The sequence below is a fragment of the Pseudomonas sp. B3G-3 genome, from assembly GCF_028640915.1.
GTDB lineage: Bacteria > Pseudomonadota > Gammaproteobacteria > Pseudomonadales > Pseudomonadaceae > Aquipseudomonas > Aquipseudomonas chlororaphis_I.
The window spans coordinates 103,400-119,314 of the sequence record NZ_JAQZAB010000096.1 but is presented as its reverse complement, the minus strand read 5'-3'; the positions used below and the strand labels follow the sequence as shown (position 1 = coordinate 119,314).

The window sequence follows — 15,915 nt, the reverse complement described above, 5'->3', positions numbered from 1 at the left end:
AGCTCCTGCAGCTACAGGGAATCCTGGGCGGTCTGGAAGTTATCCCGTGGCGCGGGTTCCGCGCCTTCCCGGCGAATCATCCGCCGCATCTTCCATTCGAAGGCCAGGGTCAGGCTGATGGCGGCGCACGCCAGCCCCGATGCCAGGCCCCACCATACGCCGGTCGCGCCCCAGCCCAGGGTGAAGGCCATCAGCCAGGCCGCCGGCGCACCGATCAGCCAATAGCAGCCCAGGCCCACGAGGAAGGTGGTCTTGGCGTCCTTGAGCCCGCGAATCGCGCCCATGGCGATGGTCTGCGTGCCGTCGAACAGCTCGAACCAGGCCGCGACCGCCAGCAGGCTGACCGCCAGGTTGATCACATCGCGAAAGGCCGGGTCGTCATGGTCGAGGAACAGCCCGATCAGCTGGTTCGGCAGCAGCCAGAAAATCATGGCGAAACCCAGCATGGCCGCGCCGCCAAAGGCGATCCCGACCCGCCCGGCCATGCGCGCGTGCAGCAGCTGCCCGGCGCCGTAGTGCTGGCCGATGCGCATGGTGATCGCGTAGGAGATCCCGGCCGGCACCATGAAGGCCACGGAGACGATCTGCAGGGCGATCTGGTGCGCCGCCAGCTGGGTGCTGCCCATGGTGCCCATGCACAGCGCGGCAAAGGCGAACAGCCCGACTTCCACCGCGTAGGTGCCGCCGATGGGCAGGCCCAGGCGCCAGAGTTCCCGCAGGTACTGGCGATTGGGCCGCGCCAGGCCCTGGCGCAGCGGGTAGGCGGCGTAGGCCGGGTGGCGCTTGATGTGCCAGGCCAGCGCCACGGCCATGCAGTTGGCGACGATCGCGGTGACCAGGCCGATCCCCACCAGCCCCAGTTTCGGCAGGCCGAACATGCCGGTGATCAAGGCGTAATTGAGCAGGAAGTTGGCCACCGTGCCGGCCAGGCTGATGACCATCACCGGCGTGGCGCGGCCGATGGCGCTGGTGAAACCGCGCAGGGCCATGAAGCTCAGGTAGCCGGGCAGGGCGAACGGCAGGATCAGCAGGAACTGGCCGGCGGACTGCACGTTGGTTTCGGTCTGGCCGAACAGCAGCAACACCGGCTTGAGGTTCCACAGCAGTAGGCCGGCGACCAGCGCCATCAGCCACGCCAGCCAGAGCCCGGCCTGGGTCAGGCGCGCGGCGCCTTCGATGTCGCCGGCGCCCTGGCGAATCGCGACCAGGGTCCCGACCGCCGCGATCACGCCGATGCAGAAGATCGACACGAACGAATAGGTGGCCGCGCCGAGACCGCCGCCGGCCAGGGCTTCCGGGCTCAGGCGGGCCATCATCAGGGTGTCGGTCAGCACCATCAGCATGTGCGCCAACTGTGAGGCGATCAGCGGCCCGGCCAGCCGCAGGATGGCCCAGAGTTCGGTGCGTGCTGGATGCTGCATGGTCATCGGTCTCGATACGGGGGAGGCAGTTAAGAGGGTTGATTCTCGGCGCTCTCGGCGACTTTCACAAAGGGATAAAAACGATTGGTGGCATGATTAAAACTCATGCTTTGCCGATTCTGGTAACTTGGCGCCATTGCGCCTGTGGAGTGCTGCCATGCCCCGTCGTCTTCCGCCCCTGTATGCCTTGCGCGCCTTTGAAGCCGCGGCGCGACACAGCTCGTTCACCCGCGCGGCGGAGGAGCTGTCGATCACCCAGAGTGCGGTCAGCCGGCATATCCGCACCCTGGAAGACCACTTCGCCTGCCGGCTGTTCCAGCGCAGCGGGCGCAACCTGCAGCTGACCGAGGCCGCGCGCCTGCTGCTGCCAGGTATCCGCGAAGGCTTCACCGCCCTCGAGCGCGCCTGCAATACCCTGCGCGCCGAAGACGACATCCTGCGCATGAAGGCGCCCTCGACCCTGACCATGCGCTGGCTGCTGGCGCGTCTGAGCCGCTTCCGCCATCTGCAGCCGGGCAACGAGGTGCAACTGACCAGCGCCTGGATGGACGTCGATTCGGTGGACTTCAACCAGGAGCCCTTCGACTGCGCGGTGCTGCTGAGCAACGGCCACTTTCCGCCGGATTGGGAGGCCAGCTACCTGTTTCCGGAATTGCTGATCCCGGTGGGTGCGCCGAACCTGCTCAACGACCAGCCGTGGGACGTGGCGCGACTGGCCGCCACCGAGCTGCTGCACCCGACCCCGGATCGCCGCGACTGGCGCAACTGGTTGGAGCGCATGGGGCTGTCCGAACAGGTTTCGCTCAAGGGTGGGCAGGTGTTCGACACCCTGGAGCTGGGCATGATCGCCGCGGCCCGGGGCTACGGGGTTTCCATGGGTGATCTGCTGATGGTGGCCGAGGATGTGGCCCAGGGTCGGCTGAGCCTGCCCTGGCCGACGGCGGTGGCCAGTGGCGAGAATTACTACCTGGTCTGGCCCAAGACCCGGCCTGGAGGTGAACGTTTGCGCCGCCTCAGCGACTTTCTCCAGAACGAGGTCCGGGCCATGCAATTGCCCGACGTAGAGCGGCTCGGCTGAAACGATGAAGGCCCCATGACCAGGGGCCTGCGCGATACCCGTGCGACTCGCTCAAGTATTGAGCGGCGCCGCCGAATCCTTGGAAGTGGAACCTTCGTTCTGATCGGTTCCGACATCTCATTCTTATTAGAACCATTGCCGAGCGTGTGACGCGATCAGGACGATCCGGTCTCTCGGCCAGGAGCTGTCATGCCTCAACCTCGTGCCCGGATCGCCTCGCAGCTTGGTCTCGCACTCGCCGTGGTACTGGCGATCGTGATCAGCGGCAGTACCGTCTTCGCCCTGCGCTCGCTGGACGCCGCCAACCTCGCCACCCGGGAAGAACACCTGGCCAGTGAGGCACGGCTGCTGGCCGACCAGCTCAATACCTTCCACGGCACCCTGCGCGAAAGCACCCAGCGCCTGAGCGGGCTGTTCGAAAAGCGTTTCAGCGGCGGCCTGAGCCTGCACCCGGACCAGCCGGTGACCGTGGCCGGTACCCAGACCCCGGGCCTGCACCTGGGTGACGTGGTGCTGAACAACAACTTCGAGGAAGTCGACGAGTTCAAGCAGATGACCGCCGGCGTGGCCACCGTGTTCGTGCGCAGCGGCGACGACTTCATCCGCGTCAGCACTTCGCTGAGCAAGCAGGATGGCAGCCGCGCCATCGGCACCCTGCTGGACCACGCGCACCCGGCCTACCAGAAACTCATGGCGGGGCAGAGCTATGTCGGTCGCGCGCTGCTCTTCGAGCGCCTGTACATGACCCAGTACACGCCGGTGCGGGACGGCGCCGGCAAGGTGATCGCGGTGTTGTTCGTCGGCTTCGACTACACCGATGCGCAGAACGCCCAGTTCGACAACCTCAAGCGCTTCCGCATCGGCCAGACTGGCTCCCTGGCGTTGCTCGACGAGCAGCATAAATGGCTGGTGCCGCCGGCTGGCGTGCAGGCCCTGGAGCAGTCGGCCACGACCATTACCGAACTGGCCGGGCAGCCGGGCAAGGGCCGCTTCTGGAGCGACAAGAGCGAGGACTTCTACAGTGTCGCCGTCCCCTTCGAAGGCGGGCCCTGGTCGGTGGTGGCGAGCATGCCGAAGGCCGAGATCCGTGCGGTGACCTGGAGCGTCGGCACGCGCCTGGTCATCGGCAGCCTGTTGGCGATGCTGCTGGCGGTGGGTGCCACGGTCTGGCTGCTGCGCAGCAAGCTTGCGCCCCTGGGCGACCTGGTGCGCCAGGCCGACGCTTTGGGCAAAGGCGACCTGAGCGCGCGCCTGAATGTCTCCAGCCAGGATGAAATCGGCCAGTTGGCGAGCAGCTTCAACCAGATGGGCCAGGCCCTGTCGACCATGGTCGAGCACATCCGCAGGGCCGCCGAGGAGGTCAATGGCCGGGCCCAGGCGCTGTCCGGGCTGTCAGGCGGGGCGTACGAGGGCATGGAGCAGCAGTCGGGCGAAATCAGCAGCATGGCCGGGGCGGTGGAGGAGTTCAGCGCCACTTCGCTGAACATCGCCGACAACATGGGCAACACCGAACGCCTGGCCCAGGAAAATGCCCAGCAGACCCGGATCGGCCGCACCTCGATGGAAGAGGCCTCGGCCTCGCTGGAGCAGATCGCCGGCGCCTTGAACAGCACCGCGACGGTGATCAATACCCTGGGCCAGCGCTCCGAGGAAATCGGCGGCATCGTCGGGGTGATCACCGCGATTGCCGACCAGACCAACCTGCTGGCGCTCAACGCCGCCATCGAAGCCGCACGCGCCGGTGAGCAGGGCCGCGGCTTTGCCGTGGTCGCCGATGAGGTGCGCAACCTGGCGTCGCGGACCCGCGAAGCCACCGACGAAATCTCGGGGATGATCAACAGCATCCAGCAGGAAACCGGCAACGCCATCGCCACCATGGAGCAGGGCAATGTGCTGATGCAGGAAGGCCTGTCGCGCAACGCCAATGTCGCCTCGGCCCTGGCGCGCATCGACGAGCAGAGCCGCTCGGCCGGCCAGCAGTTCGCCGCGATCACCACCGCGACCCAGGAGCAGAGCAGCACCGCGACCCTGCTCAGCAGCAACCTGCAAAGCATTGCCCTGGCCAACAGCGAACAGCGCGAAGTGGTGTCGAACCTGGCGATCACCGCCAAGGAACTGGAGAAGCTGGCGGCGGACTTGCGCCAGGAGGTCGATCGGTTCCGTTGATACCGGTTGCGTGCTCCGATCGCGTGGCCGCTGGGCAGCGGCGGGGAGGCCGATTGCAAATGCGTGGGGCTGGGCTAAAACATAGGGGCAATTTCCCTACAGGATGCCTTCCCGGCAGGAGCTGACATGTCCCGTCTCACTCGTTTTGCCCTCCGTACAGCCGTACTGCCCCTGGCGCTGGCCAGCCAGATGGCGTCCAGCCAGGAGGCCGCGGGATTCATTTCTCCGGCTTCCTGGTACAGCGCCTTCAACGCTATCGCCCAGGTGGCGTGCCATAACTGCTACGAAAAACAGTACGCCAGCACCTTCACCAGTGTGCTCGACAGCGTGCGTACCCTGGAGCTGGATTTCTGGGACCAGCGCGATGCGGTCACCGGTGGTTCGGCCGGTCACTGGTTCGTGCGGCACAACCCCGGCACCCTGTTCCAGTCCGGCAATGACAACAACTGCACCGGCGACGGCAAAGGCACCAACGATCTCGAGGCCTGCCTCAACGACATCAGGCTCTGGAGCGACAGCCATCCCGGGCACTTCCCGATTACCCTGATCCTCGACAAGAAGCAGGGCTGGTCGAAGGAAAGCTCCGGGCGTACGCCGAAAGACTTCGATGATCTGGTCAGCCGGATTTTCCAGGGCAAGCTCTATACCCCGGGCGACCTGGCCCAGCACCTGGGTGTCAGCAGCGGTGCCTTGCAGGGCTCGCTCAAGGGCAAGTCCTGGCCGACCGCTAGCCAACTGCAGGGCAAGGTGCTGCTGGTGCTCAACCACTCGGAGAACCAGAAGCTCTCGCAATACGCCGAAGCCCGGACCACCAGCGCCAAGGTGTTCATTTCACCGGTCACCAACGGCCAGAACGATGTCAGTGGCGAGGTCAGCGGCATGTCCAGGACGTCGTCCGGTTACGTGGCCATGAACAACATGGGCAAGGGCGACAAGCAGTGGGCCGCACAAGCCTTTGCCTACAGCCACATCGGTCGTGTGTGGGGTGATGACGGCGTGTCATTCACCCAGCACATCGCCGAGAAGGTCAATCTGTCGGCGTATTACAAGTTCGCCGAAGCCAAGGATGGCAACGGCTATCGCATCCGGCCGTTCTAATGTTTCAGCGGGGCTCGTCCGGTTCGGCGAGCCCCGGATCCACCCGCTTGCCGATATCCCGCAGGCGTGCGAGCTGATCGACCATGGTCGGCGCTTCATCCAGGCTGCTGACAAAGGTCCACAGGTAGGTCATCACCGCGTACACATGCCCGGCCTTGACCCCTTCGGTCAGGGCCAGTTGGCTGATGGCGATCACGAACAGCAGCGCGGCCGCCGAGCCGAGCAGCAGATAGGCCGCGGCCTCGCGGTCCGACAGCCAGATCCGCAGCCGCGACAGTAGCCGGTAGTGCCGTTGCAGGGACGTGGCGCCGACCTTGGCCACCAGGCCGATTTCCTTTTCCAGCCGGTCGTTCAGGCGTTCATGCAGCTCCTGATTGCGCCGGGCAAAACGCGGCAGCAGGGTGATGCACAGCAGCAAGGCCACCAGGCAGGCCAGGCCGACCCAGGGTTCGATCACCAGCAGCATCACCGCCGCCCCGACAATCGAGACCAGCGCGGTGGCGATGGTTGGTACGTGCTTCTCGAAAAAGTCGACGAACTCCCGAGCCAGCACCACCCGCGCCGCGGCGGTGGAGGTGCTCTGGTTTTGCAGGCGCTGGTTGAGGATCACCGGCACCGCCAGGTCGGCGTAGATCCGCGTGAAGGTGCGGGTATCCACCGCCCGCCGCGCGGCCCCGACCACCCAGAACCCCAGCACCACCAGGGCATAGACCAGGGCGCTGCCGGCGTCGCTGCGAATGATCGAGTCCACCGCGAACCCGGCAAACAGCGGGTAGGCCAGCAGCAACGCGTTCTCCAGCGCCACCAGCGACAAGGTGCAGAACAGCTTGCCGGGGTAGGCGCGGGCGATGGCTTTCAGGGTCTGGCTGGCGGATTGCTGGCCGATTTTCTTGCTTTCATCGATCAGGACTTGCGGGGTAACGGCTGACATGGGTGCACCGGAGGGAAGATAAACGCTATTATTGAGCGACTGCTCAATGGTATTTGAGCGATCGCTCAAAATGCAAGCGCCATCCATCCACCGGCGCCCTGAGGTAATGCCTGTATGTCCCGTACCGACCGCAAAGACCAGATCATCGCCGCCGCCCTGGAGCTGTTTCTCAGCAAGGGCTTCGCCGCCGTTTCCACCCGCGACCTGGCGGACCACGCTGGCCTGTCCCGTAGCCACATCTATCACTACTTCAGCGATTGGAACGAATTGCGTCGCGAAGCCTTTGTGCGTTTTGCCACAGAGCAACTGGACGCCGTAGGCGCCCCCCTGGTTGGCTTGCCGCCGCTTGCGGCCCTGCATGGATTCCTGCGCGATTGCCTGCCGGTGTCTGCCGAAGACAGTTGGGCGCTGTGGCTCGATGCCTGGGATGAAGCCATGCACGACACCGCGCTGGCCGAGGCCTACCAGAAGGTGGATGAGCAGTGGCAGGCCATGCTCGCCAGCATCATCGAAGCCGGCGTGCAGGCCCAGGTGTTCCAGTGCGCATCACCCGCACGCGCAGCCCGGCAGATCTTCGCCCAGATCATGGGCTATGCCGACGGCCTGTTGCTGCGACCCTCGGCCGAGGCCGCCGCAGCGGCGATGGACGAGGTGATGGAAGTGGTCGAGTTGTTATTGAAGATTCGCTGAGCCCGGGAGAGGCGTTCGAGTGTGCCGACCGGTTGCGGAAATTAGGTTGCTGAAACGATTCATCAGCGCTATAAAAATCCCACAACTCCAATAAAGGCACACGCCCATGACACCGCTCAGACTGCTGGTCGCTCTTTCCGCATTCACCGCTGCTTCCCACGCCATGGCCTGGGACTATGTTCTGCTCGATACCGATAAGGCCGCCCAGGACTTCCATATCACCAGCGCGCAGTTGGGGGTGAAAACCGCCAAGCCCTTTTCCGTGACCCTGCGTACCCTGCATGGCGGGCGCCAGGAGGGGGTGAGCATTGTCGATATCGACAACGGTGCGATGAAACTCTCGGTAGTGCCGACCCGCGGCATGAACGTGCTGCAGGCTTCCGTCGGCCCGGTGCGCATGGGGTGGGATTCGCCGGTCAAGGAGGTGGTCAATCCGTCGTTCATCGAGCTCAACGGTCGTGGCGGCCTGGGCTGGCTGGAAGGGTTCAACGAGCTGGTGACCCGCTGTGGCTACGAGTGGGTCGGGCACCCGGGCATGGATAACGGCGAGCTGCTGACCCTGCACGGTCGCGCGGCGAACATCCCGGCGAACAAGGTCACCCTGCATATCGACGAGAAGCCGCCGTACGCCATCAGCCTGCGCGGCGAGCTCAAGGAACAGGCGTTCAAGAAGGTCGATTTCTCGGTGGCCACCGAGTTGGTGACTGAGCCGGGCAGTGTCAGTTTCGCCCTCAACGACACCCTGACCAACAACGGCGATTACCCGAAGGAATACCAGGCGCTGTATCACAGCAACTTCAGCACGCCGTTCCTCGAAGAGGGCGCGAAGTTCGCTGCACCGGTGAAGCAGGTGTCGCCCTTCAATGACAAGGCCAAGGCCGACCTTGCCGATTGGCAAACCTACCGCGGCCCGACCCGGGACTACGACGAGACCGTCTACAACGTGGTGCCTTATGCCGATGCCCAGGGCGATACCCTGACGGTGCTGCGCAACAAGGCCGGCAGCCTCGGCGTGGCGGTGGGCTTCAATACCCGGCAGCTGCCGGTGTTCTCCCTGTGGAAAAACACCGATACCCAGGGCCAGGGCTACGTGACCGGCCTGGAGCCGGGCACCAGTTTCTCCTACAACCGCCGCTACCAGCGCCCGCTGGGCTTGGTGCCGACCATCGAGGCCAGGCAGAGCAAGCAATTCCAGATCCGCTACAGCCTGCTGGCCGACAAGACGGCTGTGGATAAATCCCTGGCCGAGATCAGCCAGATCCAGAATGACCGGCAGACCGAAGTACGGCCGACGCCGCTGGTGGACCTGAGCAAGGAGTGATCCTCTTCAGCTCGCGGCCGGTCGGTATTGCAGCGCTTCGGCCAGGTGTTCGCGGCTGATCTGCTCGGCCTGCTCGAGGTCCGCCAGGGTGCGGGCGACCTTGAGCAGGCGGTGGGCGGCGCGCAGGGACAAGGTCAGGCGTTCGCAGGCGGCTTCCAGCCAGCGCTCGTCGGTTGTGGATAACTGGCAATGCCGGCGCAGGCCCGGCAGGTCGAGAAAAGCATTGGCGCAACCCTGGCGTCGCTGTTGCCGCTCCCGGGCGCGGGCCACCAGGGCCGCGGCTTGCGCGGTGTTGTCCCCAGCCGGGGGCTTGGGGTTGAGGGCCGTGCTTTCCCGGGCCACGGTCAGGTGCAGGTCGATGCGGTCGAGCAGCGGCCCCGAGAGCTTGTTGCGATAACGCTGGATCTGCTCCGGGGTGCAGCGGCAGCGGCCACTGGGTTCGCCCAGATATCCACAGGGGCAGGGGTTCATTGCTGCCACCAACTGGAAGCGCGCGGGGAAATGTACCCGGTCGCGGGCCCGGGCAATGACGATCTGCCCCGACTCCAGGGGTTCGCGCAGCACCTCCAGCACCTTGCGATCAAATTCCGGCAATTCATCGAGGAACAGCACACCGTGATGGGCGAGTGTGATTTCCCCGGGTTGCGGTTTCGAGCCTCCCCCCACCAGCGCCGGTCCAGAAGCCGAGTGATGAGGTTGACGGAAGGGCCGTTGCGGCCAATGGCTCAAGGGAATGTGGCTGGTGACCGATTGGATGGCGGCCACTTCCAGGGCTTCCTGCTCCTCCAGCGGCGGCAACAGGCCGGGCAGGCGGCTGGCCAGCAAGGTCTTGCCGGTGCCCGGAGGGCCGCTGAACAGCAGGTTGTGCGCACCGGCCGCGGCCACCAGCAGCGCGCGTTTGGCAGCCAGTTGGCCCTGCACTTCATTCAGGTCGGGATAGGGGCGGTTCTGGTAGAGCAGGCCGTCCGAAGCATAGGGCTCGATCGGGGTGTGGCCGTTGAAGTGGGCGACGGCTTCCAGCAAATGCTCGACGGCAATCACCTTCAGTCCTGAGGCCAGGCAGGCTTCCTCGGCATTCGCGCGTGGCACCATCAGCGTGCGTCCGGCCTGTCGCGCGGCCAGGGCCGCCGGCAGCACGCCACGCACCGGGCGAACCGCGCCGGACAGCGCCAGCTCGCCCAGGCATTCGACATTCTCCAGGGCCAGGGTCGGTACCTGCACGCTGGCGGCCAGTATGCCCAGGGCAATTGCCAGGTCGAAGCGCCCGCCGTCCTTGGGCAGGTCGGCCGGAGCGAGATTGAGGGTGATGCGCCGGGCTGGAAAATCGAAGCCGGCATTGAGAATGGCGCTGCGCACCCGGTCCTTGCTTTCCTTGACCGCCGCTTCGGGCAGGCCCACCAGGGTCAGGGCCGGCAGGCCGTTGGCCAGATGGACTTCGACCGAAACGGCCGGCGCTTGCACGCCGGTCTGGGCACGGCTGTGGACAATGGCCAGAGACATGACTCGTTCCTTGAGGCTGGGAAACCGCGTCCTGCGGTTGTGCAAGCCTAGCCCCGGCCGAGGCTACGCCGCACCAGCAAATAGACTCAGGATGTTGCGGCGGGCGGCTCAGCCGCGCCAGTCGTGGGACCAGCCCGGTTGGGCGATGCGCTGTTCGTACAGGGCGATGTCCGACTGATTGTCGACTTCCACCCAACCGCCGCGAATGGCCACGGTGGCGATAGCGGTGCCGGCCTGGAGCAGGGCGCGCAGCAGGCTGGTCATGTCCAGTTTGTCGATCTGCGGGTCGCTCATGCCGGACAGCAGCGCCCGGACCTGGCGCCATCCTGCGGGGGTGAATTTCAGCAGGCCCATGTATTGGCCCTCGATTTCCTCGCGGCTGGCGACCCTTTCACCGATACCCAGCAACTGGCCAGCCTGTTGACGGAAGCTTTCGGCGTCGCTGAGGGGATCATCGGAGCGCGCCGACCACAGGTCCCACCAGTCGAGGTCGTAGGTGATGCTCAGGGGTGCCTGGGAGGCCATCAGGTCACGGACGATGTCCGGGCGGTAGACGATATCGCCGTAGCACACCAGGGTCGGTTCGCTGGATAGCAGGGCATCGGCGCGCATCAGGCTGCGCACCATGTTGCTGCTGGCCCAATGCGGGTTGTACAGCCGGCTCTGGCCATAGCCTTCAAGGGCTTCGCTGCAATAACCGCTGACCAGATGCACCTCATCGACCCCGGCGTTTTCCAGGGCTTGCAGTTGCCATTCGAGCAGCGGCTTGCCAGCCAGGCGGGCCAGGGGCTTGGGTTGCGCGGCAGTCAGGTGTTTCAGGCGGGAGCCGCGGCCGGCGGCGAGAATTACGGCTTTCATGTCAGGTCACTCAAAGAGCCATTGGCACAGTTGTCGATCGGCTTCGTCCAGCGTTGCTTCGCGCTCGGGATGCCACATGATGCCGGCCACCTTGAGGCTGGTATGCACCAGGGCCTCGCAGGTTCCGGAAGTGTCCAGGGCCCAGGGGCGCAGGGTGGCGGGCAGCGGGTCGAGCAACTGTTTGCCGTGGAAGGAATTGACCGAGCGCGAAGCGGCCTGGCCCTGTAGCCAGGGCCGCTCGTCGGCGGCCAGCAAGGTGATGAGGTGACGTTGCGCGACGTGCACGTCGCGGTCGGCATCGGCCAGCCGGCCGCCGAAAAAGCTGTGGATCAGTTGCAACCCGCGGCAGACCCCCAGCACCGGCAGCTGCTCGGCCACGCAGTGTGCCAGCAGCGCCTGTTCGCTCCGGTCGCGCAACGGGTCGCCGCCGAGGTCGTCGCCACCGCTGAAGATCACGCCTTGCACGCCCTGGTCACGGGCATAGGCCACGGTGTCCTCGCCCAGGTTGGGCAGCAGCAGCCATTGGTTGCCGCAGCCGAGTTCGGCAAAAAAGCGGTACCAGTCCCTGGCCAGGCCATCGCGCGGTTCGTGATAGGCCTGCGGGTTGCAGCTTCTCAGGGTGATACCGAGGCGTTTCATGGCTGCACCGGGTTCAGGGTCTTGTCGCGACAATTGAGGGCGATGCGCGGGCTGCGCAGGATCCGGTTGAACAGCTGTTCGCCACAACCGATGGCCGCCGGAATGCCGAATTCGGCGCAGCGGATGGCCATGTGCGAGTTGGCCCCACCGTATTGGGTGACCAGCCCGGCGATACCGCGGGTGAAGACCCAGTCATAGCCGGGGTCGGCATTTTCGATGCAGACGATCTTGCCCTTGAGCGGCGCCGAGGCCGGGGTGTCCTGGCGCAATTCCATGCCGACGGCTTCGACGTTCTGCCGGGTGATGAAGTTGGGCAGGCTGCGATGCAGCGGCGCGACGAACACATCGTCGACCGCGCTGATCAGGTGCCCGAGCTTCAGCGAGATGCCCTGCTCATAACTGCGGCGCGCCTGGCTGGCTGACTCCAACAGGACCCGGTCGGTGTCGTCCATCAGCGGCGTGGTGAGGCTGTCGAGCAGCGGGTGGATATCGAGAAAGGACAGGTCCTCCCTGGCCAGGCCAACGTCGGCGCCCCAACTCACCAGCAGTTGCAGGGCGTCGGACAGGTCCCGGGTGAACACCAGCTTGGCGTATTCCCGGGCCTGGATGGCCTGGCTGGCATAGTCCAGCAGGTGTTCGGTCGACAGCGGCCAGCCTTGTTCGTCGATCAACTGCTGCAGGGCCTGGCGCTCTTCGGGTTGCAGTTGGAAGGTTGCTTGCGAACTCTCGCCATGACCCAGCTCGACGGTCGCGGCAGCGAACAGGTCGTGGCGCTCGTCATAACGCAATGAGGTGATGTCGTAGGTGCCGGGGCGCAAGTGGCCGAACTTGGCGACAAAGGCCGGCAGTGTCCGGACGTCGGCGCAGACCTGGGCGTATCCGCGCGTCAGTTCGGTGGTGACGGTCTGGATCGACTGCTTCCAGGCCAGCAGGCGCTCGTTGCTCAGGGCGCCACGGCGGCAGGCCGAGCGCAGCAGGGCTTCGGCGATGAATGCATGCCGGGCGAGCATGGCGAACGGCAGCGTGCCTTGCTCGCGGCAGTCCAGCAGCAGGCGGTGGATGCTGTCGAGGTCGGCTGGAATGGTATCGAGACGCCGGCGTTGCTGCTGGCGCTCGTGGGCGCGCACCTGGTCCAGCAAGGGCGGCAACGCGTCGGCTCCGTCACCGCTCAGCGCCCGCAGCGTCAGTTGGTCGAGGGCCGAGCGATAGGCCCGTTGCTCGGCGGCGCTGAGGCTGTCGCCATAACGCTCGGCGAAGTCGGCGTCGAAGGTGAAGTCCAGGCAGGTCTGGACGACTTCGAACTCGACCTTGTCGTGCCATTGCGGGTGGGCTTGCAGGCGCTGCAGCCAGGCGTTGACCAGCCTGGTGCACAACCCCGGCTCCAGGCCTGCCGGCAGGAACGAGTTGAAGCTGCAGCGCACGTCGATATACGGGTGATGGCCGAGCATCACCATCAGCGCCTGGTGCCGCGGCTGGTGATAGCCCATCAGGGCGCGGGCTTCGCGCCAGGTCGAATCGGTCACCAGGCGCCGATACAACGAGGCCGCCAGCGGGCGCGGAGTGGTGCCGATGATTTCCGCCGGGTTCCAGTCGGGCATCACCCCCAGCAAGGTACTGTCGCCATACAGACCGGCCTGGGGCGCCAGGCGTTTGCCCAGGAAGCGCTGGATGTGCTCGAGCTGGCGCGCCACCCGCCGTTCGGTGACCGGATGCCAGGTGTTGCACAGGGTGATGCGCCGTACCTGCAACACATACACATGCTGGTGGTGGTCGACGGCGAATTCGATGTCCAGCGGCACGTTGCCGCAGAGCGTTTCCAGCTCCCTGCAGGCGTCGATCACTGCCTGCAGGCGTGGCGAGCGCAACTGGGCACTCTCGGTGTCGCGGTAGACCAGCACGGTTTTCTGGATGCCCTGGCCGCCGGTGATGGTATCGGTCAGGCCGCTCTCGTCGTCGTAGTTCACCACGTAATAAGGGGCGCCATGTTCCAGGTCGTGGGTCATCACCACGCCGCTCATCTGGATCGAGGTCAGCATCGGCTGGATCAGGATCTGGTTGTCCTCGCAGCGGTGCTCGGCAAAGGACGCGATCACCTGTTCGATGGCGACGCTCAAGGCCCGAGGGTCGGTGATACTGACATTCAGGCAACTGGTGAACAGGCCGGCCATGGAACTGTTGACGCTGTCTTCGTTCTGCGCGCTGCTGCGCACGATCACGCAACCGCCATGCTCCATCCTGGCGATGTTCTGCAGCACGTTCGCGGGGGCATCAAGCCACTGCCGCGCGGTGAAGAAATACAGCGGCAGGATTCGCGAGCGAGTGACCCGTGGTTGCAGGCGCTCCAGGGTTTCGGACTTGGTCCCGAAACGAATGGTGTTCGCGGCGGCCTGGTTCATGGCGCGTCCTCGTGCTTGTCCACCGCCAACAGGGCCAGGTGCTTGAGCAACGGGTGAATGATGAAGTAAGGCGGCTTCTCGGCCTCGGCCGGCAGGGGTCGCAGGGCCTGGGCGCCTTCGCGACGCCAGTGGCTCAGGACTTGTACCAGCAGGTCGGCGCGGATCGCATTGTCATACAGGTAGTCGACGTCCATGCCTGGCGGCGGCAGCGGATAAGCCTTGCGCGCCAGCACCGGGCCGGTGTCGATCTGCTCGTCGAGCAGCAGGGCGCTGGCGGCGCATTCACGCTGTTCGATGATCTGGTAGTACAGGGTGGTGCTGCCGCGATAATCCGGCAGCCAGCCGGAATGGATATGCAGCACCGGGTAACGACTCAAGAGGGCCGCCGGCACCAGTTGCCCGCCGTACCCAGAGTAGACCAGCAGGTCCGGCGCCTGGCGGGCGATCAGTGCGAGCAACTGCGGGTCGTCGAGAGCCGGGGCCGGGCACACCTCGTGGGACCAGTCCAGGGCGGCCAGGCAGGTGTCAATGTCCTGGCTCAGGTCCGGGCAGAACAACCCTGCAAGTGGCTGTACCTGCAACTCGCGGGTGGTCTGCAACGCGCCGCCGCCCTGGCCGTAGACAATCACCGCGTCAGGTTCGATACCGGCTGCCGCCATGCCTTGCAGGTAGGCGACCGAGCGCGCGGTGCGGGCGCAGAGGATCAGCAGGCGGGCGCGACTCATAGGCCGGCCTCCCGGGCGACAGTGGCCAGCACCTGTTGTTCCTGGGTCAGCAGCCAGGCCAGGTAGGCGCCCTGGTCCGGGTCGAGGCGGCCCTGCTGCGACACCAGGGTGTCCGTCAGCTTGAGCAGGCCACTGAGGTAATAGGCCGCGCCGCTCGCTTGCCAGCCGTGCAGCATGCACTCGGCCAGCAGCAGATAAGGCGGTACGGACCCGTAGCTGCCGTGGGGCAGCGGACGGTGCGGAGCCGCGGCTTCGTAGCCGGTATACAGGCGTTTGCTCACTTCGAATTTCTTCAGCAGGCGCGGCAGCCAGTAGGCCGCCAGCGGGCCGGAGACTCCGGCGCCCGCGCGCATTTCCAGGCACAGGTGGCTCAGCAGCGCCGTGCTGTCCTCGGCGTGCGCCGGGCCTTGTGGATGCAGCGCGGGCAAGGCCGGCGCCGGCAAGTGGGCGCATGCAGCCAGGCGCGAGGTGCGCCAGGCGTCGACAAAGGCTTCGCCCTGGAAGCTGCTGTAACGGTAGGTCTGCGGGTTTTCCAGCAGGTCCCCGTCGCTGTAGGCGTAGTTCAGCATGACGGTGGATACCCACAGAGCTGGCGAATGCGTTCCACGTAGCCAGGAATATCGTCGGGCTCGTGACGGTTGTGCAACACCAGGTCCGGGCGTTGCGGCGGCGGGTATTCGATGTCCACGCCCACCACGTTGCTCTGTTCGCCACGCAGGGCGGACTGATACAGCCCCTTGTTGTCACGGCTGACCAGGGTGCTCAGCGGCACATCGACGAACACTTCCCGGTAGCTGGAGAAACGCTGGCGGTTGTCGTCGCTGATGTCCTGGAACATCGACAGGATGCAGCAGACCACATCGATGCCCTGGCCATCGAGCCAGCCGCACAGGGCCTGGATTCGTTCGGCGTTGACCCGCCGTCCGGCGACGCTGTAGGCATCCGCCCGCTGGTCATGGCGGAACAGCGCGCGAATCTCGTCGCCGTCGACGAACACGGTCTGCGGCCGCTGTACTTTCAGGCTGGCATACAGGGCTCGGCCAATCGTGGTTTTGCCCGCTCCTGACATGCCGACCAGCCAGATCACCATGG

At 65.6% G+C, this 15,915-nt stretch carries 14 protein-coding genes; 5 read left to right on the top strand and 9 right to left on the bottom strand.

Annotated elements, in window-relative coordinates; all coding sequences use genetic code 11:
- Window positions 1-11 precede the first annotated feature (11 nt).
- Window positions 12-1,421, bottom strand: coding sequence for a NorM family multidrug efflux MATE transporter (locus tag PVZ80_RS11890; protein ID WP_172833386.1), 1,410 nt, complete (start codon window positions 1,419-1,421; stop codon window positions 12-14).
- Between the two features lie 157 nt (window positions 1,422-1,578).
- Here PVZ80_RS11890 and PVZ80_RS11885 point away from each other — a divergent pair, with 157 nt between their 5' ends.
- From PVZ80_RS11885 to PVZ80_RS11875, 3 genes are all read left to right on the top strand, one after another.
- Window positions 1,579-2,499: a LysR substrate-binding domain-containing protein gene (locus PVZ80_RS11885; RefSeq protein ID WP_009051546.1), complete on the top strand. Its 921-nt coding sequence runs from the start codon at window positions 1,579-1,581 to the stop codon at window positions 2,497-2,499.
- Between the two features lie 189 nt (window positions 2,500-2,688).
- Window positions 2,689-4,665, top strand: a complete 1,977-nt coding sequence (locus tag PVZ80_RS11880; RefSeq protein WP_038635898.1) for a methyl-accepting chemotaxis protein — start codon at window positions 2,689-2,691, stop codon at window positions 4,663-4,665.
- 126 nt (window positions 4,666-4,791) lie between these two features.
- Window positions 4,792-5,763: a Ca2+-dependent phosphoinositide-specific phospholipase C gene (locus PVZ80_RS11875; protein WP_028683659.1), complete on the top strand. Its 972-nt coding sequence runs from the start codon at window positions 4,792-4,794 to the stop codon at window positions 5,761-5,763.
- Between the two features lie 4 nt (window positions 5,764-5,767).
- Here the strand turns inward: PVZ80_RS11875 and PVZ80_RS11870 are convergent, their stop codons facing one another.
- The gene (locus tag PVZ80_RS11870) at window positions 5,768-6,694 is read right to left on the bottom strand and encodes an ABC transporter six-transmembrane domain-containing protein (RefSeq protein WP_273863920.1); all 927 of its coding nucleotides are present in this window, start codon (window positions 6,692-6,694) and stop codon (window positions 5,768-5,770) included.
- Between the two features lie 114 nt (window positions 6,695-6,808).
- On the opposite strand from PVZ80_RS11870, the gene PVZ80_RS11865 reads away from it, so the two are divergent.
- Together PVZ80_RS11865 and PVZ80_RS11860 are read left to right on the top strand one after the other, a co-directional pair.
- Entirely contained in the window at window positions 6,809-7,384 is a 576-nt protein-coding gene (locus PVZ80_RS11865) for a TetR/AcrR family transcriptional regulator (protein ID WP_009051542.1), read from the top strand.
- 106 nt (window positions 7,385-7,490) lie between these two features.
- Window positions 7,491-8,705: an aldose 1-epimerase family protein gene (locus PVZ80_RS11860; RefSeq protein WP_273863919.1), complete on the top strand. Its 1,215-nt coding sequence runs from the start codon at window positions 7,491-7,493 to the stop codon at window positions 8,703-8,705.
- A 6-nt stretch (window positions 8,706-8,711) separates the two neighbouring features.
- Here the strand turns inward: PVZ80_RS11860 and PVZ80_RS11855 are convergent, their stop codons facing one another.
- The 7 genes from PVZ80_RS11855 to PVZ80_RS11825 form a co-directional block, all read right to left on the bottom strand.
- Complete coding sequence (locus PVZ80_RS11855) at window positions 8,712-10,205, bottom strand: YifB family Mg chelatase-like AAA ATPase (RefSeq protein WP_124345218.1); 1,494 nt, start codon at window positions 10,203-10,205, stop codon at window positions 8,712-8,714.
- Between the two features lie 108 nt (window positions 10,206-10,313).
- Window positions 10,314-11,063 (bottom strand): phosphocholine cytidylyltransferase family protein, encoded by a 750-nt coding sequence (locus PVZ80_RS11850; protein ID WP_038635908.1) that lies wholly within the window; start codon window positions 11,061-11,063, stop codon window positions 10,314-10,316.
- A 6-nt stretch (window positions 11,064-11,069) separates the two neighbouring features.
- On the bottom strand, window positions 11,070-11,702 hold the full coding sequence (locus PVZ80_RS11845; RefSeq protein ID WP_273863918.1) for a gamma-glutamyl-gamma-aminobutyrate hydrolase family protein: 633 nt from the start codon (window positions 11,700-11,702) through the stop codon (window positions 11,070-11,072).
- Window positions 11,699-14,098 carry a PEP/pyruvate-binding domain-containing protein gene (locus tag PVZ80_RS11840; RefSeq protein WP_273863917.1) on the bottom strand — a complete coding sequence of 800 codons (2,400 nt, stop codon included), beginning with the start codon at window positions 14,096-14,098 and terminating at the stop codon, window positions 11,699-11,701. Before PVZ80_RS11840 ends, PVZ80_RS11845 begins: the two co-directional genes overlap by 4 nt.
- Window positions 14,095-14,823 carry a formyltransferase family protein gene (locus PVZ80_RS11835; protein ID WP_028683665.1) on the bottom strand — a complete coding sequence of 243 codons (729 nt, stop codon included), beginning with the start codon at window positions 14,821-14,823 and terminating at the stop codon, window positions 14,095-14,097. The genes PVZ80_RS11840 and PVZ80_RS11835 overlap by 4 nt, the downstream gene beginning before the upstream one ends.
- Window positions 14,820-15,392 carry a hypothetical protein gene (locus PVZ80_RS11830; RefSeq protein WP_273863916.1) on the bottom strand — a complete coding sequence of 191 codons (573 nt, stop codon included), beginning with the start codon at window positions 15,390-15,392 and terminating at the stop codon, window positions 14,820-14,822. Before PVZ80_RS11830 ends, PVZ80_RS11835 begins: the two co-directional genes overlap by 4 nt.
- Window positions 15,386-15,913 carry an adenylyl-sulfate kinase gene (locus PVZ80_RS11825; protein WP_028683667.1) on the bottom strand — a complete coding sequence of 176 codons (528 nt, stop codon included), beginning with the start codon at window positions 15,911-15,913 and terminating at the stop codon, window positions 15,386-15,388. The genes PVZ80_RS11830 and PVZ80_RS11825 overlap by 7 nt, the downstream gene beginning before the upstream one ends.
- Between the last annotated feature and the right edge of the window lie 2 nt (window positions 15,914-15,915).

What these genes read in the sequence shown, in the direction of transcription:
- PVZ80_RS11850 (WP_038635908.1), bottom strand. Translation starts at nt 11,063, where the DNA reads ATGAAAGCCGTAATTCTCGCCGCCGGCCGCGGCTCCCGCCTGAAACAC.
- PVZ80_RS11875 (WP_028683659.1), top strand. Translation starts at nt 4,792, where the DNA reads ATGTCCCGTCTCACTCGTTTTGCCCTCCGTACAGCCGTACTGCCCCTG.
- PVZ80_RS11890 (WP_172833386.1), bottom strand. Translation starts at nt 1,421, where the DNA reads ATGCAGCATCCAGCACGCACCGAACTCTGGGCCATCCTGCGGCTGGCC.
- PVZ80_RS11845 (WP_273863918.1), bottom strand. Translation starts at nt 11,702, where the DNA reads ATGAAACGCCTCGGTATCACCCTGAGAAGCTGCAACCCGCAGGCCTAT.
- PVZ80_RS11830 (WP_273863916.1), bottom strand. Translation starts at nt 15,392, where the DNA reads ATGCTGAACTACGCCTACAGCGACGGGGACCTGCTGGAAAACCCGCAG.
- PVZ80_RS11825 (WP_028683667.1), bottom strand. Translation starts at nt 15,913, where the DNA reads ATGGTGATCTGGCTGGTCGGCATGTCAGGAGCGGGCAAAACCACGATT.
- PVZ80_RS11835 (WP_028683665.1), bottom strand. Translation starts at nt 14,823, where the DNA reads ATGAGTCGCGCCCGCCTGCTGATCCTCTGCGCCCGCACCGCGCGCTCG.
- PVZ80_RS11840 (WP_273863917.1), bottom strand. Translation starts at nt 14,098, where the DNA reads ATGAACCAGGCCGCCGCGAACACCATTCGTTTCGGGACCAAGTCCGAA.
- PVZ80_RS11885 (WP_009051546.1), top strand. Translation starts at nt 1,579, where the DNA reads ATGCCCCGTCGTCTTCCGCCCCTGTATGCCTTGCGCGCCTTTGAAGCC.
- PVZ80_RS11870 (WP_273863920.1), bottom strand. Translation starts at nt 6,694, where the DNA reads ATGTCAGCCGTTACCCCGCAAGTCCTGATCGATGAAAGCAAGAAAATC.
- PVZ80_RS11865 (WP_009051542.1), top strand. Translation starts at nt 6,809, where the DNA reads ATGTCCCGTACCGACCGCAAAGACCAGATCATCGCCGCCGCCCTGGAG.
- PVZ80_RS11855 (WP_124345218.1), bottom strand. Translation starts at nt 10,205, where the DNA reads ATGTCTCTGGCCATTGTCCACAGCCGTGCCCAGACCGGCGTGCAAGCG.
- PVZ80_RS11880 (WP_038635898.1), top strand. Translation starts at nt 2,689, where the DNA reads ATGCCTCAACCTCGTGCCCGGATCGCCTCGCAGCTTGGTCTCGCACTC.
- PVZ80_RS11860 (WP_273863919.1), top strand. Translation starts at nt 7,491, where the DNA reads ATGACACCGCTCAGACTGCTGGTCGCTCTTTCCGCATTCACCGCTGCT.